19 protein-coding genes and 1 pseudogene are annotated in these 23,130 nt (G+C 71.3%); 11 read left to right on the forward strand and 9 right to left on the reverse strand.

The genetic code is table 11. From position 1 onward, the window contains the following. Positions 1 to 72 precede the first annotated feature (72 nt). On the forward strand, positions 73 to 1,119 hold the full coding sequence (locus ACIRP7_RS24490) for a glycosyl hydrolase 53 family protein (protein WP_403663278.1): 1,047 nt from the start codon (positions 73 to 75) through the stop codon (positions 1,117 to 1,119). A 14-nt stretch (positions 1,120 to 1,133) separates the two neighbouring features. Beyond that, a complete protein-coding gene (locus ACIRP7_RS24495; protein WP_403663281.1) occupies positions 1,134 to 2,474 on the forward strand; it encodes a right-handed parallel beta-helix repeat-containing protein in 1,341 nt (446 codons plus the stop codon). 18 nt (positions 2,475 to 2,492) lie between these two features. Here ACIRP7_RS24495 and ACIRP7_RS24500 read toward each other — a convergent pair whose 3' ends face one another. Beyond that, a complete protein-coding gene (locus ACIRP7_RS24500) occupies positions 2,493 to 4,502 on the reverse strand; it encodes an acyltransferase (RefSeq protein WP_403663284.1) in 2,010 nt (669 codons plus the stop codon). 133 nt (positions 4,503 to 4,635) lie between these two features. On the opposite strand from ACIRP7_RS24500, the gene ACIRP7_RS24505 reads away from it, so the two are divergent. Beyond that, the gene (locus tag ACIRP7_RS24505; RefSeq protein WP_403663287.1) at positions 4,636 to 5,298 is read left to right on the forward strand and encodes an NUDIX domain-containing protein; all 663 of its coding nucleotides are present in this window, start codon (positions 4,636 to 4,638) and stop codon (positions 5,296 to 5,298) included. A 104-nt stretch (positions 5,299 to 5,402) separates the two neighbouring features. Then, positions 5,403 to 6,386, forward strand: coding sequence for an aldo/keto reductase (locus ACIRP7_RS24510; RefSeq protein WP_403663290.1), 984 nt, complete (start codon positions 5,403 to 5,405; stop codon positions 6,384 to 6,386). Positions 6,387 to 6,417: 31 nt separating this feature from the next. Here ACIRP7_RS24510 and ACIRP7_RS24515 read toward each other — a convergent pair whose 3' ends face one another. From ACIRP7_RS24515 to iolC, 3 genes and pseudogenes are all read right to left on the reverse strand, one after another. Next, positions 6,418 to 7,203 carry a GntR family transcriptional regulator gene (locus ACIRP7_RS24515; protein WP_352380548.1) on the reverse strand — a complete coding sequence of 262 codons (786 nt, stop codon included), beginning with the start codon at positions 7,201 to 7,203 and terminating at the stop codon, positions 6,418 to 6,420. A gap of 35 nt (positions 7,204 to 7,238) precedes the next feature. Continuing rightward, positions 7,239 to 9,116, reverse strand: a complete 1,878-nt coding sequence (iolD, locus tag ACIRP7_RS24520; RefSeq protein WP_403663293.1) for a 3D-(3,5/4)-trihydroxycyclohexane-1,2-dione acylhydrolase (decyclizing) — start codon at positions 9,114 to 9,116, stop codon at positions 7,239 to 7,241. A gap of 94 nt (positions 9,117 to 9,210) precedes the next feature. Continuing rightward, positions 9,211 to 10,186: pseudogene (gene iolC, locus ACIRP7_RS24525) on the reverse strand (5-dehydro-2-deoxygluconokinase). A 257-nt stretch (positions 10,187 to 10,443) separates the two neighbouring features. Here iolC and ACIRP7_RS24530 point away from each other — a divergent pair. The 6 genes from ACIRP7_RS24530 (at position 10,444) to ACIRP7_RS24555 (ending at position 16,488) form a co-directional block, all read left to right on the forward strand. After that, positions 10,444 to 11,463, forward strand: a complete 1,020-nt coding sequence (locus tag ACIRP7_RS24530) for a sugar ABC transporter substrate-binding protein (protein ID WP_403663296.1) — start codon at positions 10,444 to 10,446, stop codon at positions 11,461 to 11,463. Continuing rightward, on the forward strand, positions 11,463 to 12,542 hold the full coding sequence (locus tag ACIRP7_RS24535) for an ABC transporter permease (protein ID WP_403663299.1): 1,080 nt from the start codon (positions 11,463 to 11,465) through the stop codon (positions 12,540 to 12,542). Before ACIRP7_RS24530 ends, ACIRP7_RS24535 begins: the two co-directional genes overlap by 1 nt. Before the next feature lie 7 nt (positions 12,543 to 12,549). Further along, the gene (locus tag ACIRP7_RS24540) at positions 12,550 to 13,467 is read left to right on the forward strand and encodes an ATP-binding cassette domain-containing protein (protein WP_403663302.1); all 918 of its coding nucleotides are present in this window, start codon (positions 12,550 to 12,552) and stop codon (positions 13,465 to 13,467) included. A 1-nt stretch (position 13,468) separates the two neighbouring features. Further along, positions 13,469 to 14,371, forward strand: coding sequence for a sugar phosphate isomerase/epimerase family protein (locus tag ACIRP7_RS24545; RefSeq protein WP_403663305.1), 903 nt, complete (start codon positions 13,469 to 13,471; stop codon positions 14,369 to 14,371). Positions 14,372 to 14,381: 10 nt separating this feature from the next. Further along, positions 14,382 to 15,401 (forward strand): Gfo/Idh/MocA family protein, encoded by a 1,020-nt coding sequence (locus tag ACIRP7_RS24550; protein WP_403663308.1) that lies wholly within the window; start codon positions 14,382 to 14,384, stop codon positions 15,399 to 15,401. Positions 15,402 to 15,531: 130 nt separating this feature from the next. Continuing rightward, positions 15,532 to 16,488: a hypothetical protein gene (locus ACIRP7_RS24555; RefSeq protein WP_403663311.1), complete on the forward strand. Its 957-nt coding sequence runs from the start codon at positions 15,532 to 15,534 to the stop codon at positions 16,486 to 16,488. Here ACIRP7_RS24555 and ACIRP7_RS24560 read toward each other — a convergent pair. The 5 genes from ACIRP7_RS24560 to ACIRP7_RS24580 all read right to left on the reverse strand — a co-directional run bounded on the left by ACIRP7_RS24560 (position 16,485) and on the right by ACIRP7_RS24580 (position 22,001). After that, entirely contained in the window at positions 16,485 to 17,486 is a 1,002-nt protein-coding gene (locus tag ACIRP7_RS24560; RefSeq protein ID WP_403663314.1) for a Gfo/Idh/MocA family protein, read from the reverse strand. The two genes, ACIRP7_RS24555 and ACIRP7_RS24560, sit on opposite strands and share 4 nt — an antisense overlap. Positions 17,487 to 17,532: 46 nt before the next feature. Then, positions 17,533 to 18,804: a protoporphyrinogen/coproporphyrinogen oxidase gene (locus tag ACIRP7_RS24565; RefSeq protein WP_403663317.1), complete on the reverse strand. Its 1,272-nt coding sequence runs from the start codon at positions 18,802 to 18,804 to the stop codon at positions 17,533 to 17,535. A gap of 140 nt (positions 18,805 to 18,944) precedes the next feature. Further along, positions 18,945 to 19,949, reverse strand: coding sequence for a Gfo/Idh/MocA family oxidoreductase (locus ACIRP7_RS24570; protein ID WP_403663320.1), 1,005 nt, complete (start codon positions 19,947 to 19,949; stop codon positions 18,945 to 18,947). Positions 19,950 to 20,020: 71 nt separating this feature from the next. Further along, positions 20,021 to 20,797 carry an SDR family oxidoreductase gene (locus ACIRP7_RS24575; RefSeq protein ID WP_403663323.1) on the reverse strand — a complete coding sequence of 259 codons (777 nt, stop codon included), beginning with the start codon at positions 20,795 to 20,797 and terminating at the stop codon, positions 20,021 to 20,023. A 37-nt stretch (positions 20,798 to 20,834) separates the two neighbouring features. Continuing rightward, positions 20,835 to 22,001: a phytanoyl-CoA dioxygenase family protein gene (locus ACIRP7_RS24580; protein ID WP_403663326.1), complete on the reverse strand. Its 1,167-nt coding sequence runs from the start codon at positions 21,999 to 22,001 to the stop codon at positions 20,835 to 20,837. Between the two features lie 107 nt (positions 22,002 to 22,108). Here ACIRP7_RS24580 and ACIRP7_RS24585 point away from each other — a divergent pair, with 107 nt between their 5' ends. Next, positions 22,109 to 23,128 (forward strand): LacI family DNA-binding transcriptional regulator, encoded by a 1,020-nt coding sequence (locus tag ACIRP7_RS24585; RefSeq protein ID WP_403663598.1) that lies wholly within the window; start codon positions 22,109 to 22,111, stop codon positions 23,126 to 23,128. Positions 23,129 to 23,130: the final 2 nt, after the last annotated feature.

The raw sequence follows: 23,130 nt of genomic DNA on the forward strand, positions 1-23,130 counted from the left end.
CCGAGCCCGCCGGTGGGAGGTGTTCCGTACCGCCACACCCCCCGCCCGGATCTCGCGAACCGAGGAACCCACATGACCGACACCGAACGAACCGGCCCCTCCGGCTTACCGCGGCGCACCCTCCTGCTCGGCGCGGCAGCCGGCGCCGGCGCGCTCGCCCTGGGCACGGGCCCCCTGGCGGCCCCCGCGCAGGCCGCGACCTTCGTCAAGGGCGCCGACGTCAGCTGGCTGCCGCAGATGGAGGCGCAGGGCTACTACTGGAACAACAGCGCCGGAGTGCGCCAGGACCCGTTCACGATCCTCAGGGGGTACGGCATCACCGCGGTGAGCCTGCGCACCTGGGTCAACCCCTCCAGCGATCCGGCCAACGGGCACTGCGGCATCGAGGAGACCGCCCAACTCGCGCAGCGGGCCAAGAGCGCCGGCATGCAGGTTCTCGTCGGCTTCCACTTCGGCGACACCTGGAACTCGGTCGGGGTGCAGAACCCGCCGGCGGCCTGGGCGGGCATGACCTACAGCCAGATGCTCGACGCCATGTACGACTACGTGTACCACTCGTGCAACGTCATCAAGAGCCACGGTGTCACCCCGGCCTGGGTGAAGATCGGCAACGAGACCAACTCCGGTATCTGCAAGCCGGTCGGCAGCGTCACGCGGCCGGCGCAGATGACGGGCCTGCTGAACGCGGCGTACGACATGTCCAAGCAGGTCTTCCCGAGCACACCGGTGCTGGTGCACCTCGCCCAGCCGCAGAACCTGGCGAGCATCCAGACCTTCCTCGACGCGTACCGGGGCAACGGCGGAAGGTGGGACATCACCGGCCTGTCCTCGTACGCGCAGGGCGGCAACGTGCCCGCCGTGCTGGCCAACATGCAGACCATCCAGTCCACTTACGGCAAGCCGGTCATGCAGGTCGAGTACGGCGGACCGGTCGGCAAGCCCACCCAGGTGCGCGACTCGCTGAAGGCGTTCGTCACCGGGCTGCAGGGCTTCGGCGGTCTCGGCACCTTCTTCTGGGAGCCCGAGGGCTACCCGTCGTTCAACGGCTACAACAGCTCGGCCTGGGACGAGAGCACGCGGCGCCCCACGGCGGCCCTGGACGGATTCCTCAACGGATGAACCTGGAGTCAACGATGAGTTCTGCCCAGCTTGTGGGGCGGGCGCTGCTGATCTCGGCGGTCGCCCTGAGCCCCCTCGTGACCCCGGCCGGTTCGGGGGCCGTGAGCAGCGCGGCGGCCGTGACCACCTATTACGTCTCCCCGAACGGCAGCGACAGCGCGGCAGGGACGCAAGCCGCCCCCTGGGCTTCCATCGCCCACGCCCAGGCCGTCGCCCAGCCCGGCGACACCGTGTACTTCCGGGGCGGCACCTACCGCTACACCCGCGCCAACAGCGACTGCACGAGCCAGACGGCCAGAGTCGACGCCATCACCCTGAACAAGAGCGGCAGTTCGGGAAGTCCGATCCGCTACTGGGCCTATCCGGGGGAGAAGCCGGTCTTCGACTTCTCCGGGATGACGGACGACTGCCGGATCAAGGGCTTCGACGTCACCGGCAGCTGGATCCACCTCAAGGGCCTGGAGGTCACCGGCGTCCGGCAGAACAACAAGCTGAACCACGAGTCCTGGGGCATCTGGATCTCGGGCAGCGACAACACCTTCGAGCAGATCGACACCCACCACCACATGGGACCCGGCCTGTTCATCCAGAACGGCGCCGGCAACCTCGTCCTCAACTCCGACTCGCACGACAACTACGACACCAACTCCTCCAACGGGGCGGGACAGAACGCCGACGGGTTCGGCGCGCACATCGCGGCGGGCCGCCCCGGCAATGTGTTCCGGGGCTGCCGCGCGTGGTGGAACGCCGACGACGGCTTCGACCTCATCAGCGCCTACTCGTCGGTGACCATCGAGAACTCGTGGGCGTGGCGCAACGGCTACCTTCCGGGCACCACCACCGCGGCCGGCAACGGCACCGGCTTCAAGGCGGGCGGCTACGGCGGCGACTACGACGCCGGGGCCGTCAAGCACACCGTGCGCACGTCGGTGGCGTTCCTCAACCGGGCGTCCGGCTTCTACGCCAACCACCACCCGGTCGCCAACGACTACTTGAACAACACGGGGTACGGCAATCACCCCGACTTCAACATGCTGGGCGTCGACGCGGCCGGCGCCGCCGTGGGCCGGGGCAACCTGCGCAACAACCTCGCGTACACCGGCACGTTGACATCGAACATGACCGGCACGAGTGCCACGAACAACTCCTGGAACCTGGGCGTCACCCTGTCGGACGGCCAGTTCCAGAGTGTTTCGACGTCCGGCTGGGACGCGCCCCGCCGGACCGACGGGAGCCTGCCCGTGCCGCCCGGCCTCCGCCCCAGGGCCGACAGCACCTTGATCGACAAGGGCGTGAACGTCGGACTGCCGTACCAGGGGCAGGCGCCGGACCTCGGAGCGTTCGAGATCTCCTGAGCCGAGGGCGGTCCCCGGTCAGCTCAGCCCAAGACCGCCGATTCCCTGCCGGGCCGGTTCGGGGCGGTGGATGCCGCGGGGGCGGTAGCCGAGTTCGTCGGAGCGGCCCAGCAGATCGGCGAGGTACCAGGTGATGGCCAGCCACATCTCCGTGCCCTGGAGGCCGGGCTCCGGGCCGGGCCCCGCGGCGCCGGGGCCGAAGCCGAGGCCCCGGCCGCCCTGCCAGCGGCGCAGGACCGTGGACAGCTGTGCCTCTGCCCAGTCGCGGATCTCGCCGGAGCGGTATCCGCCGTAACCGCCGGTGGCTTGGCCGAGCTGCCGGGTGCACAGCCACAGGGGGTGAGCGACGTCGAGCACGTTGCAGGCGTTCTCCCGCCCGGGCCCGAAATGCCGGGTGTCGCGGGCATGGTCCAGGACCGTGTCCACGACCCGCTCGGGATACGGCACCGGCAGCCCGAACTGAGCGAACGATCCCCGGGTCAGCCGGTAGTAGCCGTTGACCATCTGGAGCCGGCCCTCCTCGGCGGAGGGGCTGCCCCACATCCCGGTCCATGGATCGACCCTGGTCAGCAGCCAGCCGAACAGCGACTCCGGCGTCCCGTTGCCCGCGCCGCCACCGTCGCTGTGCCGCAGGTTCCAATGGGCCGCGGTGGCAAGGCTGTCGACCCAGGCACCGGCGCCCCATGCCCCGGTCCGCCAGGGCAACGCGTCCAGTCGTACAAGGAGTTGGTGCGCAGTCATGTCCTCGGCCCCGCACACCGGATGAGGGAGACCGGTGCCCAGCAGATCGAGGGCGTATCCCACGCACAGCACGTGATAGAGAGCCGCTCCCTCGCCGATGAACCCGTCGGCGTCCGTCACCGGAAGGGGTTCGCCGAACTCCGGCACGAGACCGCTCTTCGGATCCTGGAGCCCGCTCAGCCGCTCGATGTGCTCCTCGGCGGACAAGTGCTCCGGTACGGCCCCGAGCAGCACGTCGGCGATCTCCACGGCATCGCAGTGGGCCCGCACGGTAGGCGCGACACCGGGCCGGTCGACGTATCGCCCACCGTCCCAGCAACGGTCGAGCAGCTCGCCGGCCTGGGCCCGCGCGGTGTCGGCGAAGGCGGCCAGATCACCACCGCCGAGTCCGAGTCCGGCGCCGGACACAGGCGTACGGCCGCCTCCCGGCCGCGCCCCCGCCGGACCCACCGCTGCCCATGCGCTCCCGACCGTGGAAGCCTCCGCGTCCTTCGCCGCCGGGCGGGTCGTAGCCGTGGGGCCGCCGTCCGGCCGTACCGCTGCCCCTGGCGCCACGGCCTCCACCGCTGCGTCCACCACCCCCTCCTTCCGCCGGTCCCGCAGTGCCCGCGCCGGATCGTTCTCGGCCGGCGTCCCTGGTCCGGGAGGGGGACCGGTCTCCGAGTCGGTCGCAGCCGTGGGGTCGTCGGCCGGTCGTGGCTCGGTGTGTCCGGTCGCCGTCTCCCGGCGATCCCGCAGCACGCGTGCCGGATTCCCCGCGGCCACCGACCATGCCGGGAGATCTCGGGTGACCACCGCTCCCGCCCCGATCACGCAGTGGTCGCCGATGGTCACGCCGTCCACGACGATCACGTGTGAGCCGATCCAGACGTCGTCCCCGACCAGGATGCCGCGGCTGGTGAGCGGCTGGCGGAAGACGGGCCGGTCGGGGGCCATGGAGTGGTTGAAGCCGAGCAGCGAGGTGTGGGCGCCGATGCGGACGCCGTCGCCGAGAACGACGTTCCCGCGCACCGTGGTGAACGGGTTGAGCGTGCAGTCCGAGCCGGTGGTCAGCTCGTCGGTGACATAGGCGTGCGCGGCGATGTACGAGTCGTCGCCGAGCCGCAGCCGGTCCGGGAACACCGCCGCGGATTCGGCGACGTAACACCGCTCACCGATCCCGGTGTCGCCGCCGATCGCCTCCTGCACCTCCCGCTGAGCGGCGCGCTGTTCCTCGGTCGCCTCGTCGGCGAAGAGCCAGGGGCAGTGGTCGAAGTGCCGTGGGGACGGCTGCCGCGGATGATCCATACGAGCACGCTAAGCACCGTGCGGCCCGCCGGGGAAGGGGTGCCGCACGGGACGCGGCCCGCCCCACAATGGTAGAAGCGGTCATGACCAACTCGCACTTCTCCCGCTCCTCCACCCGCCCGGCGGGTGTCCGATGACCGAGGGCGCCGACATCCCCGACCGCCGGGGCCGCACCGGACTCGACCGCACCGGCCTCGCCCTGACCGGCAACCCGCGCGTCAAGGTCCGGGAGGTGAAACTGCTGTCCAGCCACTGGTACGTCGAGCGGGCCACGACCTTCGACCTCCAGCGCGCCGACGGAACCTGGAGCACCCAGCAGCGCGAGACCCACGACCGCGGCAACGGCGCCACCATGCTGCTGTACGACGCGGAACGCGAAACCGTCCTGCTCACGCGCCAGTTCCGCTTCCCGGTGTATGTCAACGGCCACCCCGACGGGCTGCTGATCGAGACCCCCGGCGGTCTGCTCGACGACGATGACGAGCACCCCGAGCTCGCCGTACGGCGCGAGGTCGTCGAGGAGACCGGGCACACCATCGGCGAGGTCCGCCACGTCTTCGATGTCTACATGAGCCCCGGCTCGGTCACCGAGCGCGTCAGCTTCTACGCCGCCGAGTACGCCTCGTCGACCCGTACCCACGAGGGCGGGGGCCTCCACGAGGAGGGCGAGGACATCGAGATCCTCGAACTGCCCTTCCGCAGGGCCCTGGAGATGATCCGTACCGGGGAGATCGCCGACGCCAAGACGATCATGTTGCTCCAATGGGCGGCACTGGAGGGGCCGTTCGCCAAGTGATCCCGTTCACCAAGTGAGCACGCGGGCCCTTGACTTGAAGTGCGCTTCAAGATGAAGACTCCCGTGTGTGCCCCGAAGACGGGTACCCACGGGAGGACATCATCATGAAGTACCGCACCATCGGCACCGACCCGGCGACCCGCCGCGAGGTCAGTGTCCTCGCGCTCGGCGCGATGCTGTTCGGCTCACGGACCGACGAGGAGACCTCCTTCGCCGTCCTCGACCGCTATGTCGAGGCCGGCGGCACCTTCATCGACACGTCCGACAACTACGCCTTCTGGGAGGACGGCGGCCAAGGCGGCCAGAGCGAGGAACTGCTCGGCCGCTGGCGGCGCAGCCGCGGCATCGGCGACGAGATCGTCATCGCCACGAAGCTCGGCGCCCGCCCCCTGGCCCCCGGCACGAGCTACCTCGACAACGCGGAGGGCCTGTCGGCCAAGGTGATCCGCGAGTCCGCGGAACGCAGCCGGGAACGCCTCGGCGTGTCCAAGCTGGATCTCCTCTACGCACACATAGAGGACCCCAGGGTCCCGCTCCAGGAGACGGTGGAGGGGTTCGCCGAACTGGTCGCCGAGGGCACGGTGGGCCTGCTCGGCGTGAGCAACCACGCGGTGTGGCGGGTGGAACGGGCCCGGGCCCTCGCGGCAGCGGCCGGCCTTCCCGGCTACGAGGTCCTCCAGTACGCCCACAGCCACCTGCGCCCCCGCACCGACGTCCCCGACCCCCTCTTCCCCGACGGCAGCCTCGGCCACGCCGGCGCGGACCTGCTGAGCTACCTGCGCGCCGAGCCCGCCCTCACTCTGGTCGCGTACTCACCCCTCCTGAAGGGCGCCTACACCCACCCGGACCGCCTCCCCGCAGACTTCGACCACCCGGGCACCCCGCCCCGGCTGCGGGCCCTGGCCGAGGTGGCGAAGGAAACGGGCGCCACCGTCAACCAGGTGGTCCTGTCCTGGCAGATCGGCTCGGACCTCCCGATCGTCCCGCTCGCGGGAGTCTCCTCCCTGGCGCAGCTGGAGGAGAACCTGGAGGCGGTGGATCTGGAGCTGACAGCGGAGCAGCGGGCGCGGCTGGACGGGGCGCACTGAACCGGCCTCGGCTGGGGTCCAGCCCCCTGTGTCAGGGCCTGACGAGCAGCTGGAAGTCGAAGGTGTACCGCGACGCCCGGTAGATGTGGCTGCCGTACTCGACCGGGCGGCCGGTGTCGTCGTAGGCCGTGCGCTGCATGGTCAGGACCGCCGCGCCCTCCTCCTCGTCGAGGCGGGCGGCCTCCTCGGCGGTGGCCGAGCGGGCGCCGATGGTCTGGCGGGCGCTGTGGAGGGTGACACCGGCGGTGCGCAGCATGCGGTAGAGGCCGGTGGACTCCAGGCGGGCGTCGTCGAGGTCGAGGAGGTCGGTGGGCAGGTGGTTGCAGAGCAGGGCCACCGGTTGGCCGTGGGTCAGGCGCAGGCGCTCCAGTACCGTGACCGCGCTGCCCTCCGGGAGGGACAGGGCGGCCGCCACGTCGGCGGAGGCCGGCACGGTCTCGTGGCGCACGACGCGCGTCGCCGGACCCTGCCCGGCCGCCTCCAGGTCGTCGTAGAGGCTGCTGAGTTCCAGGGGGCGCTTGACCTGGCTGTGCACCACCTGCGTGCCCACCCCGCGCCGGCGGACCAGCAGGCCCTTCTCCACCAGGGTCTGGATGGCCTGGCGGACGGTCGGGCGGGACAGGCCGAGGCGGATCGAGAGGTCGATCTCGTTGCCCAGGAGGTTTCCCGGGGCGAGCTTCCCGTGCTCGATCGCCTCCTCCAGCTGCCGGGCGAGCTGGTAGTACAGCGGCACCGGACTGCCCCGGTCCAGGGCGAAGTCCAGGCAGTCGAGCGCGGGCGCGGTCGCGGCACGTGACGTGGCGCCGGGTTTCGCCATGGAGATACCTCCCTCAAAGGGTCGGGGGCGGGACGTCACAGGTGGGTGCGGCGAGCGGCCGCCTGACGGTCGTACTCCGTCCGCGCCCGCACGGCGGCCTCGCGCGACGCCGTTTGCGCCACCGGCACGTCCCACCAGGCCTCCGCCGGGGGAGCGGTCGGGGTCGCGGTGTCCGTCTCGACGTAGACGCAGGTCGGGCGGTCCGAGGAGCGGGCCGTGGCCAGGGCCTCGCGCAGCTCCCGGACGGTCTTGGCGCGCAGGACGTCCATGCCGAGGCTCGCCGCGTTCGCGGCCAGGTCGACCGGGAGCGGGGCCCCCGTGTATGAACCGTCGGCAGGGTCACGGTGGCGGTACGCCGTGCCGAAGCGCTCACCGCCCACCGACTCCGACAGGCCGCCGATGGAGGCGTAGCCGTGGTTCTGGATGAGGACCAGGTTGATCGGCAGGCCCTCCTGGACCGCGGTGACCAGCTCCGTCGGCATCATGAGATACGTGCCGTCGCCGACCAGTGCCCACACCGGGGTGTCCGGGGTCGCCTGCTGGACCCCGATCGCCGCCGGGATCTCGTAGCCCATGCAGGAGTAGCCGTACTCCAGGTGGTACTGGCGCGGGCTGCGGGCCCGCCACAGCTTGTGCAGGTCGCCGGGGAGCGAGCCCGCCGCGTTGATCACCACGTCCTCGTCGCCGACGACCGCGTCCAGCGCGCCCAGCAGCTGGGTCTGGGTCGGTACCGCGCTCTCGTCCGCGGCCTCGAAGGCCCGGGTCACGACCTGCTCCCAGCGCGCCTTGCCCGTGCCGTACTCGGCCTCGTAGGCCGCGTGCACGCGGTGGCCCTCCAGCGCCGACGTGAGCGCCTCCAGACCCGCCCGCGCATCGCACACGACCGTCCGCGCGGCCAGCTTGTGGGCGTCGAAGGCGGTGATGTTGAGGTTGAGGAAACGGACGTCCGGGTTCTGGAAGAGGGTGCCGGAGGCGGTGGTGAAGTCGGAGTAGCGGGTGCCCACGCCGATGACCAGGTCCGCGGTGCGCGCGAGGTCGTCGGCGACTGCCGTGCCGGTGTGGCCGATGCCGCCCACGTCGGCGGGGTGGTCGTGGCGCAGGGAGCCCTTGCCCGCCTGGGTCGAGGCGACCGGGATGCCGGTGGCGTCCACCAGGGCCTTCAGCGTCTCCTCGGCCTCGCTGTGGTGGACTCCGCCGCCCGCCACGATGAGGGGGCGGCCGGCGGACCGGATCGCCCTGACCGCCTCCGCCAGCTCCACCGGGTCCGGCGCGGGCCGCCGTACCCGCCACACCCGTTCGGCGAAGAACTCCTCCGGCCAGTCGTACGCCTCCGCCTGCACGTCCTGGGGGAGGGCGAGGGTGACCGCGCCGGTCTCGGCCGGATCGGCCAGCACCCGCATGGCCTGCAGGGCGGAGGGGATCAGGGCCTCGGGGCGGTGGACCCGGTCGAAGTAGCGGGACACCGGGCGCAGGGTGTCGTTCACCGACACGTCCGCCTCCGTGGGGTGCTCCAGCTGCTGGAGGAGCGGGTCGGCGGCGCGGGTGGCGAAGTAGTCGCCGGGCAGGAGCAGGACCGGGAGGCGGTTGATCGTCGCCAGGGCCGCGCCGGTGACCAGGTTCGTGGCGCCCGGACCGATCGACGTGGTGACCGCCTGGGCCGACAGGCGGTTCAGCTGGCGGGCGTGGCCGACGGCCGCGTGGACCATCGCCTGCTCGTTGCGGCCCTGGTGGAAGGGCATCGCGTCCTCGCCCGCCTCCAGGAGGGCCTGCCCGATGCCCGCCACGTTGCCGTGGCCGAAGATGCCCCAGGTCCCGGCGATCAGCCGGTGCCGTACGCCGTCCCGCTCCGTGTACTGGACGGACAGGAACCGGACCAGGGCTTGGGCGACGGTCAGGCGGGTGGTGGTGCTCATGAGAACTTCTCCGGTGCGGTGTAGAGGGGGAAGGAGGACCGATTGCCGCCGGGTGCCGGGATCGATGTACGGCAGCCAAGTGGCCCGTCCGCGGTCACGAGGAGACGCCGTTCAGGAGACCGTCGACCTCCGCCTGCGTCGGCATCGCGAAGGAGCAGGCGAGGCGGGCGGCGACATGGGCGCCGGCCGCGTTGGCGTACCGGACGGTCCTCTCCAGTTCCCAGCCGGACAGCAGGCCGTGGCAGAGCGAGCCGCCGAACGCGTCGCCGGCGCCGAGACCGTCGACCACCTCGACCGGGATCGGCGGGACCTCGGCCGTGGTGCCGTCCCGGTGCACGGCGAGGACACCCTTCGGGCCCTGCTTCACCACGGCGAGCTCCACGCCCGCCTCCAGCAGGGCCTCGGCGCACGCCCGGGGGTCGCGGACCCCGGTGGTGATCTCGCATGCGTCGAGATTGCCGATCGCGACCGTCGCGTGCCGCAGGGCCTCGGCGTAGTACGGGCGGGCCTCGTCGGGGTCCGCCCAGGCCGTGCCGCTCCACAGCTCGGGCCGCCAGTCGAGGTCGAAGACCGTGGTGCCGGCCCGGTCGCGGCACTTGAGCGCGGCGAGCGTGGCCGAGCGGCTCGGCTCCTCGCTGAGACCGGTGCCGGTGATCCAGAAGATGGGCCGCGCGGATGGCGGAGTAGTCGAGCTCGTCGGTGTGTATCCGCAGGTCAGGTGCCGTGCGATGGCGGTAGGAGTACAGCGGGAAGTCGTCCGGCGGGAAGAGTTCGCAGAAGGTGACCGGGGTCGGACAGGCCTCCACCGGTGTCACCCAGCGGTTGTCGACGCCGAGATCCGTGAGGGTCCGGTGGAGATACGTACCGAAGGGGTCGGCTCCGGTGCGGGTGATGACCGCGGTGGAGCGGCCGAGCCGGGCGGCGGCGACCGCGACGTTGGCGGCCGACCCGCCGAGGAACTTCCCGAAGGACCGGACCTGGGCCAGCGGCACCCCGGACTGCTGCGGGTAGAGATCAACTCCGATCCGGCCCATACTGATCACGTCGAACTGCTGGACTGGCTCGACCATGCGCGACGCTCCTCGATCCGGACTGGGGATGCGAGGCCCTCCGGGCCCGTTGCATCCCAGGTGTAGGGCTCGAAGGGCGACGCTGTCAATAGTTTGTACTTACATTCGGACCTGATCGTGAAATGATGTCTTAACAAAGTATTGACAGCGGCCGCGCCAGGGGAGTTGGATCCCGTCCCAACGCAAGTTGGCGCGTTTTCGTAGATCCCGCCCCCTTTCCCGACGTTCCCCCGTCGCACAGTGAGGTGCAAGGAAAGATGGACCGCTCTTCTCTCTCCCGTTCGCGGAGATTCGCTCCCGCCGTGGCCCTGGCTGCGGCCGCGGCCCTGACGCTCGCCGGCTGCTCCAGCAGCTCGGGCGGCAAGAAGTCCGAGGAGAGCGCGGACGGCGCCTCCGCGGGCAAGGCCACCACCCCCCGGATGACCATCGCGTTGGTGACCCACCAGTCGCCCGGCGACACCTTCTGGGACATCGTCCGCAAGGGCGCCCAGGCCGCCGCCGCCAAGGACAACGTCAAGCTGGTCTACTCCGCCGACCCGAGCGCGGGCGGCCAGGCCAACCTCGTCCAGAACGCCATCGACCAGAAGGTCGACGGCATCGCCATCACCCTCGCCAAGCCCGACGCCCTCAAGGACGTCGTCGCCAAGGCGAAGGCGCAGAACATACCCGTCGTGGGCCTGAACTCCGGCGTGAGCGAGTGGCAGAAGCTCGGCCTCATGGAGTTCTTCGGCCAGGACGAGACGGTGGCCGGTGAGGCGCTCGGCAAGCGGCTGAACCAGGAGGGCGCCAAGAGCGCCGTCTGTGTCATCCAGGAGCAGGGCAACATCGGCCTCACCCAGCGCTGCGACGGTGTGAAGAAGACCTTCTCCGGCAAGTTCCAGACGCTGAACGTCAACGGCGCCGACATGCCGTCCGTGAAGTCGACGATCACCGCCAAGCTCAGCCAGGACAAGTCCATCGACTACGTCGTCGCCCTGGGCGCCCCCATCGCGCTGACCGCGTCGCAGGCGGGCTCCGACGCCGGGAGCAAGGCCAAGGTCGCCACCTTCGACCTCAACAAGGACCTGACGACCGCCATCAGCAAGGGCACCATCGCCTTCGCCGTCGACCAGCAGCCCTACCTCCAGGGCTACCTGGCGATCGACTCGCTGTGGCTGTACAAGAGCAACGGCAACTACATGGGCGGCGGCGAGCAGCCGGTGCTGACCGGTCCGGCCTTCGTGGACAAGTCGAACGTCGAGGCCGTGGCCAAGTTCGCCGCGAAGGGCACCAGGTGATGGGTATGACCCAGCACGCCGAGCCGGCGGTGACCACACCGCCGGCCTCCGGCCCCAGCAAGGCCAAGGACGGCCGGACCACGGAACGACCACTCGCCCTGCGGCTCCTGGCGCGCCCCGAGGTGGGCGTGTTCCTGGGCGCGGTGGCGGTGTGGGTGTTCTTCCTGATCGCTGCCCCGCCGGTGCGCGACGGCAGCTCGATGGCGAACATCCTCTACCAGTCGTCGACGATCGGGATCATGGCGTTGCCGGTCGCGCTGCTGATGATCGGCGGGGAGTTCGACCTCTCCTCCGGTGTCGCGGTGATCACCTCGGCGCTGACCGCGTCGATGTTCGCCTTCCAGCTCACCCTGAACGTGTGGGTGGGCATCGTCGTGGCGCTGCTGGTGGCGCTGGCGATCGGGTTCCTCAACGGCTGGCTGGTCGTCAGGACCGGACTGCCCAGCTTCCTGATCACCCTGGGCACGTTCCTGATCCTGCAGGGCGTGAACCTGGCGGTGACCAAGCTGGTCACCGGCAACGTGGCCACCGACGACATCTCCGACATGGACGGCTTCGACCAGGCCAAGAAGGTCTTCGCATCGTCCTTCGACGTCGGCGGCGTCCAGATCAAGATCACCGTCGTGTACTGGCTGATCTTCGCCGCGCTCGCCACCTGGGTGCTGCTGCGCACCAGGTACGGCAACTGGATCTTCGCGGTGGGCGGCAACAAGGACTCCGCCCGCGCCGTGGGTGTCCCCGTGACCTTCACCAAGATCAGCCTGTTCATGCTGGTCGGCTTCGCCGCCTGGTTCGTCGGCATGCACAACCTGTTCTCCTTCAACACCGTGCAGTCCGGCGAGGGCGTCGGCCAGGAGCTCATCTACATCTCGGCCGCGGTGATCGGCGGCTGTCTGCTGACCGGCGGCGCGGGCAGCGCGATCGGACCGGTGTTCGGGGCGTTCATGTTCGGCATGGTCCAGCAGGGCATCGTCTACGCCAACTGGAACCCGGACTGGTTCAAGGCCTTCCTCGGCGTGATGCTGCTGGGCGCCGTCATGATCAATCTGTGGGTCAGCCGCACCGCGACCCGGAGGTAACCGCACTATGACCACTGAAGAGACCGGCCCGCACGGCGCGATCCTCGCCGACACCCCCGAGACCGCCCCCGGCGGCGACGGCGGGGCGATCGTCGAGCTGCGCGGCGCGGGCAAGTCCTACGGCAACATCCGCGCCCTGCACGGGGTGAACCTGACGGTCCATCCCGGCCAGGTCACCTGCGTGCTCGGCGACAACGGGGCCGGCAAGTCCACCCTGATCAAAATCATCTCCGGGCTGCACCAGCACACCGAGGGCGACTTCCTCGTCGACAACACCCCGGTGCGCTTCACCACCCCGCGCGAGGCCCTCGACAAGGGCATCGCGACCGTCTACCAGGACCTGGCCGTGGTCCCGCTGATGCCGGTGTGGCGCAACTTCTTCCTCGGCTCCGAGATGACCAAGGGCCCCTGGCCGGTCCGGCGTCTCGACATCGAGAAGATGAAGCAGACCGCCGACCACGAGCTGCGCGAGATGGGCATCGTCCTGGACGACCTCGAACAGCCCATCGGCACCCTCTCCGGCGGCCAGCGCCAGTGCGTGGCCATCGCCCGCGCCGTCTACTTCGGCGCCCGCGTCCTGATCCTGGACGAGCCCACCGCCGCCCTGGGCGTCAAGCAGTCCGGCGTCGTCCTCAAGTACGTGGCCGCCGCCCGCGACCGCGGTCTCGGGGTCATCTTCATCACCCACAACCCGCACCACGCCTACATGGTCGGCGACCACTTCAGCGTGCTGCGCCTGGGGACCATGGAACTGTCCGCTCCCCGCGAGCGGATCACCCTGGAGGAGCTGACCAACCACATGGCCGGCGGCGCCGAACTCGCCGCGCTCAAGCACGAGTTGTCCCAGGTCCGGGGTGTCGACACCGAAGCCCTCCCCGAGGAGGACGACCTCACCGCGGCCACCGCCGGCGAGGGGAAGGCCTGAGATGGCGGCCCCGCTCGACCGTATCCGCGTCGGTTCGGCCCCGGACTCCTGGGGCGTCTGGTTCCCCGACGACCCGGCCCAGGTGCCGTGGGACCGCTTCCTGGACGAGGTCGCCGAGGCGGGCTACTCCTGGATCGAGCTGGGGCCGTACGGCTATCTCCCCACCGACCCGGCCCGCCTCACTGACGAGATCGCCCGGCGCGACCTCAAGGTCTCGGCGGGCACGGTCTTCACCGGTCTGCACCGCGGCCCCTCGGTGTGGGAGCCGACCTGGGAGCACGTCAGCCAGGTCGCCGCGCTCACCCAGGCCACGGGCGCCCGGCACCTCGTCGTCATCCCGTCCTTCTGGCGCGACGACAGGACCGCCGAGCTCCTGGAGCCGCCCGAGCTGACCCACGAGCAGTGGGCGCACCTCACCAAGGGCATGGAACGGCTGGGCCACGAGGTGAAGGAGGTATACGGGCTCGACCTCGTCGTCCACCCGCACGCCGACACCCACCTCGACACCGAGGACCACGTCGAGCACTTCCTGGACTCGACGGACTCCGAGCTCGTCAACCTCTGCCTGGACACGGGGCACTACGCCTACTGCGGCGGGGACAGCGTCAAGCTCATCGAGACGTACGGCGAGCGCATCGGCTATCTGCACCTCAAGCAGGTCGACCCGGTGATCCTCGCGGACGTCGTGAAGAACGAGGTGCCGTTCGGCCCGGCCGTCCAGCGCGGGGTGATGTGCGAACCGCCCTTTGGCGTACCGGAGTTGGAGCCGGTGCTGGTGGCCGCGCAGAAACTCGGTGTGGAACTGTTCGCCATCGTCGAGCAGGACATGTACCCGTGCGAGCCGGACAAGCCGCTGCCGATCGCGGTGCGCACCCGTAAGTTCCTGAGGTCCTGCGGCGCCTGAAGGGATGACCATGACCGAGCGAGCCACGCTGGGCGTCGCCGTCATCGGCACCGGCAAGATGGGCGCCGACCACGTCCGCCGCCTCCACGAGGTCGTCAGCGGCGCCCGGGTGAGCGCCGTCGTGGACCTCGACGCGGAGCGCGCCCAGCAGATCGCCGCCCGCGTCGAGGGCTGCACCGCCCATACCGACCCGGCCTCCGCGATGGCGGCGGCCGACGTGGACGCCGTCCTGATCGCCTCACCGGGCCCCGCCCACGAGGCGGCACTTCTCCAGGCCTTCGAGCACGACCTGCCGGTACTGTGCGAGAAACCGCTCACCCCCGACGCGGCCTCCGCGCTGCGCGTCATGGAGGCCGAGCAGCGACTGGGGCGGCGGCGGGCCCAGGTGGGCTTCATGCGGCGCTACGACGCCGAGTACATGAAGCTCAAGTTCCTTTTGGGAACCGGCCAGTTGGGGCGGCCGCTGATGCTGCACCACCGGCACCGCAACGCCGCGAGCCCGCCCTTCTTCACCAGCCCCATGCTGATCAGCGACTCCGTGGCCCACGAGGCCGACGTGACCCGCTGGCTGCTCGGACACGAGATCACGGCGGTCACGGTGCTGCGCCCGACCCCTTCGGCGAACGCCCCCGACGACCTCCAGGACCCCCAGTTCGTCGTCTTCGAGACCGACGGCGGCGCCCTCTCCGACGTGGAGATCTTCGTCAACTGCGGCTTCGGCTACCAGGTCCAGGCCGAGGCGGTCTGCGAACGCGGCACCGCCCGGGTCGGCGACGGCCACGCCATGGTCACCAACATGGCGGGGCGCTGGGGCGGCACCATCGCCCAGGACTTCGTCGAACGCTTCGCCGACGCCTACGACCGTGAGATCCAGGCATGGGTCGACGCCACCCGCCGCGGCGAGGTCACCGGCCCCGGCGTGTGGGACGGCTACGCGGCGGCCGCGGTGTGCGAGGCGGGCGTACGGTCGCTGAACGAGGGCGGCCGGGTGCCGGTGGAACTCGTGGAACGGCCCGCGCTGTACGGCTGACTGCGTGCTGTGCGGGGAGTTCGGCGAAGTTCCCCCGTGCTCGCTACGTACTCGGTGAATCGCGGCCTCGGCGTGAGCCCTTGTGCGACCATGGCGCGGCTGTCCTCGGCGGGGCGGCGAGGGGGTGCCCATGGGACTCGTACGGATACTGCTGCCGTTGCCGCGCGCGGCGGCCCGGCTGGCGCCGGAGAGGGGCGGACCGCTGCTCGGGGCGGCACTGTCGCACTGCGTCACGCCCTCCTGGGCGGGGCTGCGGTCGCCGTCGGCCGCGCGGCGGCTCGCCTGGGCCGACGAGGCGGTCTCGGTCTACCGCGCGACGGCCGATGAGGACGGTCTCAGCCGCGCCTTGGCGCTGCGCGCCCACGCGTTGCTGCTGTCCGGCCGCCACGAGGAGGCATACGCGGCCGCAGCCGACGTGCCGGACCAGGAGCCGCCGGCGCTGACCGCCTTCCTGGCAGACGTGCGGGCGCAGGCGCTCGCGGGCATCGGCCGGGCGGAGGAGGCCGTGGCGGTGGCCCACGCGAGCGTGGAGGCGTACCGCGCGTTGTCCGCCCCCGACCGCAGGGACCGCGCGCTCGGAAGCCTGCCCGGGGCGCTGCGCACCTACGGGATGCTGCTCGCCGCGGTCGGCCGCAGCGAGGAGTCCGTGGCCGTCTACGAGGAGTGTGCCGCGCTCCTCGCCGCCATGTCACTGCGGGAGCTGGCGCACGTCGAGTTGGTGCGGCCGCAGGCCCTTTCCGAACTGGTCGGTGTGCTGCGGGCGTTGGGCCGGTACGAGGACGCGCTGGGCGTGGGCCCCGAGGCCCGGGCGGCGCTTCGGGGGCCACTCGCGTGGGCCGCCCCCGGGATCGTCCTGCCGCTGCGGGTACGGCTCCTGGTCGACCTCGCCCGCTGCCACAGCGCCACCGGCGACCCGGCCGAGGCCGGCGCGTACGCCGTGGAGGCGGTGGCCGAGGCCCGCAAGCCGCACGGCATCGGCGAGTTGGACTCGGCGCTGGGCTGCCTCGCCGACGTACTCGGTGAACTCGGCCAGACCCAGAAGGAGTCGCGCACCCGGCGCGAACTCGCGCGACTGCGCGACACCTAGGACGAGCGCGGCCGCGGCTCGAACCCGGCCGCCCGGTAGGCGGCGTCGATCAGCGTCATCGTCGACACCGCGTCGTCCGCGTCCAGCGGCAGCGGCGCACCCCCGCGCACCCGGTCCGCGAACGCCTCCAGCTGGTAGGTGTACGACGACCGGGTGCCGAGCCGTTCGGTGCGCTCGCCGTCGGCCGTGCGCACCACGACCCGGTCGTCCGTGTGCGGCAGCACGAAGTTCGGCGCGCGGACTTCCCCCCGCGAACCGATGATCCGGCAGCTCATCTCCAGCCGGTCGTACGCCATGTGGCAACGCGCCGACCCGGTCGCACCGCCCGGGAAGGCCAGATCGGCGTCCAGCCACTCGTCGACGCCCGGAGCGCCCGCCCTCTCCCCGCCCCGCGCGGACACCAGGCGCGGGGCGCCGCCCGCCCAGGGGGTCAGCATGCGCAGCGCGTGCAGGCTGTAGCAGCCGAGGTCCATCACCGCCCCGCCGGCCAGCGGCAGCGACCAGCGGGGATCGGCATCCGGCGGCGCCTGGATCGCGACCATGGTCTCGACGTGCCGCAGCTCCCCGATCTCCCCGCTCGCGAGGATCTCGTGGAGGCGCCGGGTGACCGGGTGGAACAGGTAGTGGAAGGCCTCCATGAAGACCGTCCCGGCCTTCGCGGCCGCCTCCCGCACCTCCGCGGCCTCCTCGGCGTTGCTCGCCGACGGCTTCTCGCTCAGCACATGCTTGCCGGCGGCGAGCGCCGCGAGGTTCCACGGCCCGTGCAGCCCGTTGGCGAGCGGGTTGTAGACGGCCTCCACCTCGGGGTCGGCGATCAGTTCGGCGTACGACCCCGCCACCCGCTCCACACCGTGCTCGGCCGCGTAGGCCTCGGCGCGGGCCCGGTCGCGCGCGGCCACCGCCACGACCCGGTGGCCGGTCGCCCGGGCCGGGCCGATCAGCGAGGCCCCGCTGATCCGTGCGGCTCCCAGGACTCCGATGCGCAGCGGTTCGCTCATGTCTGCCGTTCCTCCTCGATCGTGGCAGGGCCGTGATCCTGCCGGGTCAGTGTGCCCCGGTGGGCGGGAAGTGGCGGCGCGCGAGGTCCTGGGCGTGGGCCACGGTGCACTCGACGAGCTCGAAGCCGGGCAGTCCGCCGACGTGGTAGGTGCGGTTGCGGCCCTGCAGCGCGTCGAGCCGGTCCAGCGCGCCGTCCATGAGGTCGGCGCTGCCGAAGTGCGGCATGAACGCCCACTCCCGCTGGAGATGCACCTCGGTGAGGCGCCCGCCGAGCGTCTCGATGTCCTCCCGCAGCAGCTCGGTGACGTCACCGGGGCGGCCGTAGGAGTAGAAGGTCCGCACCTCGCTGCCGGGATAGCGGTGGTGGTACGACACACAGTGGCCGGCCGTCTCGCGGCTCGCGGTGTGGGCGGCCAGGAAGTAGAAGGCGTCCCCCGGGAGCCCGGACGCGGCGGCGAGGGTGGTGTGATAGGCGTTGCCGCGGATCCGCGCCGCGAGGTCGCGCTCCTCGTCGGTGGCGTCCAGGACCGGCAGGACACGGTCCGGCGCGACCGCGATCACCACGTCGTCCGCCTCGACCGGCCCCGAGTCGGTGCGCACCCGCACCCCGTCCCCGCGGCGCTCCACCGACCTCACGCGCACCCCGCACCGCACGTCCTTCAGCTCTTCCGCGACCCGGCGCCACAGTGTGGCGAATCCGCCCACGAGGGTGAAGTCGCCGGGGTGGCCGAGGAGTCCGCGGCCCGGGTCCAACAGCCCGGTCATCTCCGCGTACTTCACGAAGTACAGCGCGGGAATGTCGTCGTCGAGATGGCCGTACCCGGCGGCCGTGTACCCGGTGCCGAAGGAGTCGGCCATGGAGTCGAGACCGTGGTCGGCGATCCACCGGGCGACGGGGGCGGCGAGCGCTCGCGCGGAGTGGGCGAGCCCGGGTTCGCCGATGCGGGGGAACTCCCTCTCGCGCAGGGCCCGGTAGCGCTGCAGGGAGCCGTCGCGCAGGAACGCCATCGGCTGCCGCAGGGCACGTCCCCCGGCGTCCAGGACGCGGTAGCGGCTGGTGCGCTCCGTCTCCACGTCCAGTTCGGTCAGCAACTGCGCGATCCGCTCGTACCTGTTGGTGCAGATGTGACCGCCGAGGTCGAAGGCGTGCCCGTCGACGTGCACGCTCTGGCACTTCCCGGCCACCGTGTCCTGCTCCTCCAGCACCGTCACCCGGTGCCCGGCGCGCTCCAGTTCACGGGCGACGGCCAGGCCGCTCGGTCCCGCCCCTACGACGGCCACGGTTCGGGGGCCTGCGGTCTCGCGTAACTCCTGCATGCTCGTGACTCCTGGGTCGGTCGGACGTGGGAGGCTCTCATGGTCGTACGGAGAGATCACGTGACCGTAAACGGGCGTCGCGGGCGCAGCGTTCACCCCCGCCTGTCCCGGGCACGGGCGCCCGGGACACGGCGGCGGGCTCAGGCGGAGCGGACCTCGGCGATCGTCACCGGGCGGTGCTCGTGCAGGGACAGCGTGCACGCCTCGGCGATCCAGCCCGCCTCCAGGGCGTCCGCGATGGTGCACGGGGAGGGCCGGGTGCCGGCCACGACCTCGGTGAACGCGGTGAGTTCGGCGCGGTAGGCCGCGGTGAAGCGGTCCATGAAGAAGTCGTGCGGGGTGCCCGCGGGGAAGGTCACCCCGGGCTCGACCGAGCGGAGCGGGAGCTTGTCCTCCAGGCCGACGGCGATGGAGTCCGTGAAGCCGTGGATCTCCATGCGGACGTCGTAACCCCGGGCGTTGTGGCGGGAGTTGGAGACCACCGCGATCGTGCCGTCGTCGAGGGTGAGGATCGCGCCGGTGGTGTCGGCGTCGCCCGCCTCCTTGATGTAGTCGGCGCCCCGGTTGCCGCCGACGGCGTACACCTCGACGACCTCGCGGCCGGTGACCCAGCGGATGATGTCGAAGTCGTGCACCGAGCAGTCCCGGAAGATGCCCCCGGAGGCGGCGACGTACGCGGCCGGCGGCGGGGCCGGGTCCAGGGTGGTGGAGCGCACGGTGTGCAGCTTGCCCAGCTCACCGCTCTGCACGGCGGCCCGCGCGTTGACGAAACCGGTGTCGAAGCGGCGGTTGTAGCCGATCTGGATCGGCACGTCGCTGCCCTGGACGGCCCTGAGGACCTCGACGCCCTCGCTCATGTGCTTGGCGACGGGCTTCTCGCAGAAGACGGGGATGCCGGCCTCGACGCCGGCCAGGATCAGCCCGGGGTGGGCGTCCGTCGCCGCCGCGACCACGATGCCGTCCACGCCGGAGGCCAGCAGGGCCTCGGGCGAGTCGACGACCTCGCCGCCGAACCGCTCCGCGGCGGACTTGGCGGCCTCCGCGAAGGGGTCGGTGAGCACGAGTGACTCGACCGCGTCGAGTCCGGAGAGGGTCTCGGCGTGGAAGGCGCCGATGCGGCCGAGGCCGAGGATTCCGATACGCATGAGGGTGCAGCTCCTTGAGGGTGTTTCTTGCGAGCGGTGTTTCTCAAGTCGGGAACACGTGGGGAAAGGGGTCAGTCGAGGCCGCCCAGGACGTTCTGGTCCCAGTCGATCACCGAACCGGTGACCACGCCCGAGCGGTCGGACAGCAGGAGGACCACGAAGTCGGCGATCTCGTCCGGCTGGCCGAGCTTGCCCATGGGGAGTTTGGCGGCGGCCTCCTCACGCCAGTCGTCACCGGCGCCGTGGAAGGTCTTCTGGGTGGCGTCCTCGCCCTCGGTCGCCGTCCAGCCGATGTTCAGGCCGTTGATCCGCACCCGGTCCCAGCGGTGGGCGTGCGCCGCGTTGCGGGTCAGGCCGATCAGGCCGGCCTTCGCGGCCACGTAGGGCGCGAGGAACGGCTGCCCGCCGTGCGCCGAGGACGTGATGATGTTGACGACCGTGCCGGGTGCCTTGCGGCCGACCATGTCCGCCACCGCCGCCTGCATCGCGAAGAACGGCGCCTTCAGGTTGATCGCGATGTGCTGGTCGAACAGCTCGGGCGTGGTGTCGAGGAGCGTGCCCCGGGAGGTGAGCCCGGCAGAGTTCACCAGGCAGTCGACCCGGCCGTACGCCTCGACGACCCGGGTGACGGACGCCTTGGCCTGCTCGGCGTCGGCGAGGTCGGCGCGGACGAACAGCGCCTTGCCGCCCGCCGCCTCCAGCTCCGCCACCAGCGCCGCGCCGGGCTCCGGGCGCCGGCCGGTGACGGCCACGACCGCGCCCTCGCGGACGGCGGCCCGGGCGATGGCGGCACCGACGCCCTGGCTGCCGCCGTTGACGAGGACGACCTTGTCGTCGAGAAGTCCCATGAATGTGCCAGTACCTTTCAGTTCGTGCGGCGCCGAGTCAGCTCGTGCGCCGCTCGGCGCCCGCCCGCAGTTCGTCCCGGAGCGTCCGCGCGGTCCAGCCCTCGGCGAGGGCCCGTCGTACGAGGTCCGCCTGGGAGGGCGGGGCGAGTCCGTCGACCGGTGGGTCGCAGTCGAGGTTGGTGGGGAAGGGGTAGCCCTCGGCGCTCGCGGCGATCACGTTGTCCAGCCACTCGGCGTCGGCGCCGTCGGCCTTGCGGCGCAGCAGGGCCGGGTAGACGGCGTTCGACACCGCCTCCCGGTCCACGGTCTCCATGGCACGGCCGAAGGCCGAGGACACCTGAAGGAGGTTGGCCATGCGCCGCACGTCGGTGGTGCGGTTGGTCCCGGCCGCGTGGAACAGCGCCGGGTTGAAGAAGACGGCGTCGCCCTTCGCGAGCGGCAACTGGACGTGGTGCTCCTTGAAGTACGCCTGGAACTCCGGCCGCCGCCACGCCAGATACCCGGGCTCGAACAGCTGCGAGAACGGCAGGTACAGGGTCGGCCCCGACTCCACCGGCATGTCGCAGTGCGCGACGGCGCCCTGGAGCGTGAGCACGGGCGAGAGCCGGTGCACGTGCGCCGGATAGGCCGAGGCGACCTCGTCGGAGAGGAAGCCGAGGTGGTAGTCGCGGTGCACGGTCTGCGCGAGGCCGCCCGGGTTGACCACGTTGACCTGCGAGGTGACCTGGTAGGCGGGGCCGAGCCAGGCCTCGGACACCAGGGCGAGGACCGGGTTGGCGTAGTAGTCGGCGAACGCGGCCGGGTCGTAGAGGGCGGCCTTCTCCAGCGCGTTCCACACCCGCTCGTTGGCACCGGGCTTCGCGAAGTGGTCGCCCGCGGTCGTGCCCGCCGCGTACTGCTCGCGGATCAGCGAGTCGAAGACCTCGGTGAACCGGTCCACGACCGCGTGATCGGGAAACGCCCCTTGGAAGACGACGACCCCGGGGCCGTCGGCCAGGGCCCGCACCAGCTCCTCCTGGACCTCCCTGCGGTCCTTGGCACCGAGGAGGCGCTCGGTGTCGTACAGCAGGACGTTCCGCTCCGCGGCTGCGGCGTGCGGGTAGTCGGCGGGGTCGGCCGTCCGCTCGACGAGCGCGCGGAACGAGTCGAGGTCGCAGTCCTGCTCGGACAGCCAGGCACGGCGGTGTACGGCGGTGAAGGACATCGGTGTCCTCTCGGTGACAGGGGCGACTCAGCGCTGTCATTCTTGTCATGACAAAGCCGTCGAACAACCAGCAGGCAGCCATCAAAAACCCCTCAAGGAGCACGCGCGTGGGCCACCCCTATCCGATCCGGGAGATCGCACGTCAGGCGGGGCTGAGCGAGGCCACCGTCGACCGGGTCCTGAACGGCAGGGGAGGGGTCCGGGAGAACACCGCCCGCGAGGTCCGTCAGGCGATCACCGACCTGGACCGGCAGCGCACCCAGGTCCGTCTGGTCGGCCGCACCTTCATGATCGACATAGTGATGCAGACGCCGGAGCGCTTCTCGACGGCCGTGCGTGCGGCCCTGGAGGCCGAGCTGCCCGCGCTGCACCCCGCGGTCCTGCGCTCCCGCTTCCACTTCCGTGAGACCGGGCCGGTGGCGGAACTGACCAAGACCCTCGACCGGATAGCCCGGCGCGGCTCCCAGGGAGTGATCCTGAAGGCCCCGGACGTCCCCGAGGTCACGGCGGCCGTCGGCCGGCTCGCGGAGGCCGGCATCCCCGTGGTCACCCTCGTCACCGACCTGCCGTCCACGGCCCGCCTCGCCTACGTCGGCATCGACAACCGGGCGGCGGGAGCGACCGCCGCCTACCTCATGGGCCAGTGGCTCGGCGACCGCCCCGGCAACGTCCTCACCAGCCTCAGCAGCGGCTTCTTCCGCAACGAGGAGGAGCGCGAGATGGGCTTCCGCAGCGCCATGCGCACCCGCCACCCGGAGCGGGCGGTGGTGGAGATCGCCGAGGGCCAGGGCCTGGACGCCACGCAGTACGACCTCGTCCGGGCCGCGCTGGAGCGGGATCCGCAGATCCGCGCGGTCTACTCGATCGGCGGCGGCAACATCGCCACGCTCAGGGCCTTCGAGGACCTGGGCAGGGAGTGCGCGGTGTTCGTGGCCCACGACCTCGACCACGACAACGACCGGCTGCTGCGCGAACACCGCCTGTCGGCAGTCCTCCACCACGACCTGCGGCAGGACATGCGGGAGGCGTGCCACATCGTGATGCGGGCGCACGGGGCGTTGCCGCCGGCCGGGCCGACGACACCTTCGGCGATACAGGTGGTGACGCCGTACAACATGCCGTACTGAAG

Origin of the sequence: Streptomyces sp. NPDC102270 (assembly GCF_044766405.1) — a bacterium.
GTDB lineage: Bacteria > Actinomycetota > Actinomycetes > Streptomycetales > Streptomycetaceae > Streptomyces.

Coding starts and splice junctions, on each gene's coding strand:
- ACIRP7_RS24515 (WP_352380548.1), bottom strand. CDS start 7,203: ATGGCGAAACCCGGCGCCACGTCACGTGCCGCGACCGCGCCCGCGCTC.
- ACIRP7_RS24550 (WP_403663308.1), top strand. CDS start 14,382: ATGACCGAGCGAGCCACGCTGGGCGTCGCCGTCATCGGCACCGGCAAG.
- ACIRP7_RS24560 (WP_403663314.1), bottom strand. CDS start 17,486: ATGAGCGAACCGCTGCGCATCGGAGTCCTGGGAGCCGCACGGATCAGC.
- ACIRP7_RS24495 (WP_403663281.1), top strand. CDS start 1,134: ATGAGTTCTGCCCAGCTTGTGGGGCGGGCGCTGCTGATCTCGGCGGTC.
- iolD (WP_403663293.1), bottom strand. CDS start 9,116: ATGAGCACCACCACCCGCCTGACCGTCGCCCAAGCCCTGGTCCGGTTC.
- ACIRP7_RS24580 (WP_403663326.1), bottom strand. CDS start 22,001: ATGTCCTTCACCGCCGTACACCGCCGTGCCTGGCTGTCCGAGCAGGAC.
- ACIRP7_RS24530 (WP_403663296.1), top strand. CDS start 10,444: ATGGACCGCTCTTCTCTCTCCCGTTCGCGGAGATTCGCTCCCGCCGTG.
- ACIRP7_RS24570 (WP_403663320.1), bottom strand. CDS start 19,949: ATGCGTATCGGAATCCTCGGCCTCGGCCGCATCGGCGCCTTCCACGCC.
- ACIRP7_RS24545 (WP_403663305.1), top strand. CDS start 13,469: ATGGCGGCCCCGCTCGACCGTATCCGCGTCGGTTCGGCCCCGGACTCC.
- ACIRP7_RS24540 (WP_403663302.1), top strand. CDS start 12,550: ATGACCACTGAAGAGACCGGCCCGCACGGCGCGATCCTCGCCGACACC.
- ACIRP7_RS24555 (WP_403663311.1), top strand. CDS start 15,532: ATGGGACTCGTACGGATACTGCTGCCGTTGCCGCGCGCGGCGGCCCGG.
- ACIRP7_RS24510 (WP_403663290.1), top strand. CDS start 5,403: ATGAAGTACCGCACCATCGGCACCGACCCGGCGACCCGCCGCGAGGTC.
- ACIRP7_RS24500 (WP_403663284.1), bottom strand. CDS start 4,502: ATGGATCATCCGCGGCAGCCGTCCCCACGGCACTTCGACCACTGCCCC.
- ACIRP7_RS24535 (WP_403663299.1), top strand. CDS start 11,463: ATGGGTATGACCCAGCACGCCGAGCCGGCGGTGACCACACCGCCGGCC.
- ACIRP7_RS24505 (WP_403663287.1), top strand. CDS start 4,636: ATGACCGAGGGCGCCGACATCCCCGACCGCCGGGGCCGCACCGGACTC.
- ACIRP7_RS24490 (WP_403663278.1), top strand. CDS start 73: ATGACCGACACCGAACGAACCGGCCCCTCCGGCTTACCGCGGCGCACC.
- ACIRP7_RS24575 (WP_403663323.1), bottom strand. CDS start 20,797: ATGGGACTTCTCGACGACAAGGTCGTCCTCGTCAACGGCGGCAGCCAG.
- ACIRP7_RS24565 (WP_403663317.1), bottom strand. CDS start 18,804: ATGCAGGAGTTACGCGAGACCGCAGGCCCCCGAACCGTGGCCGTCGTA.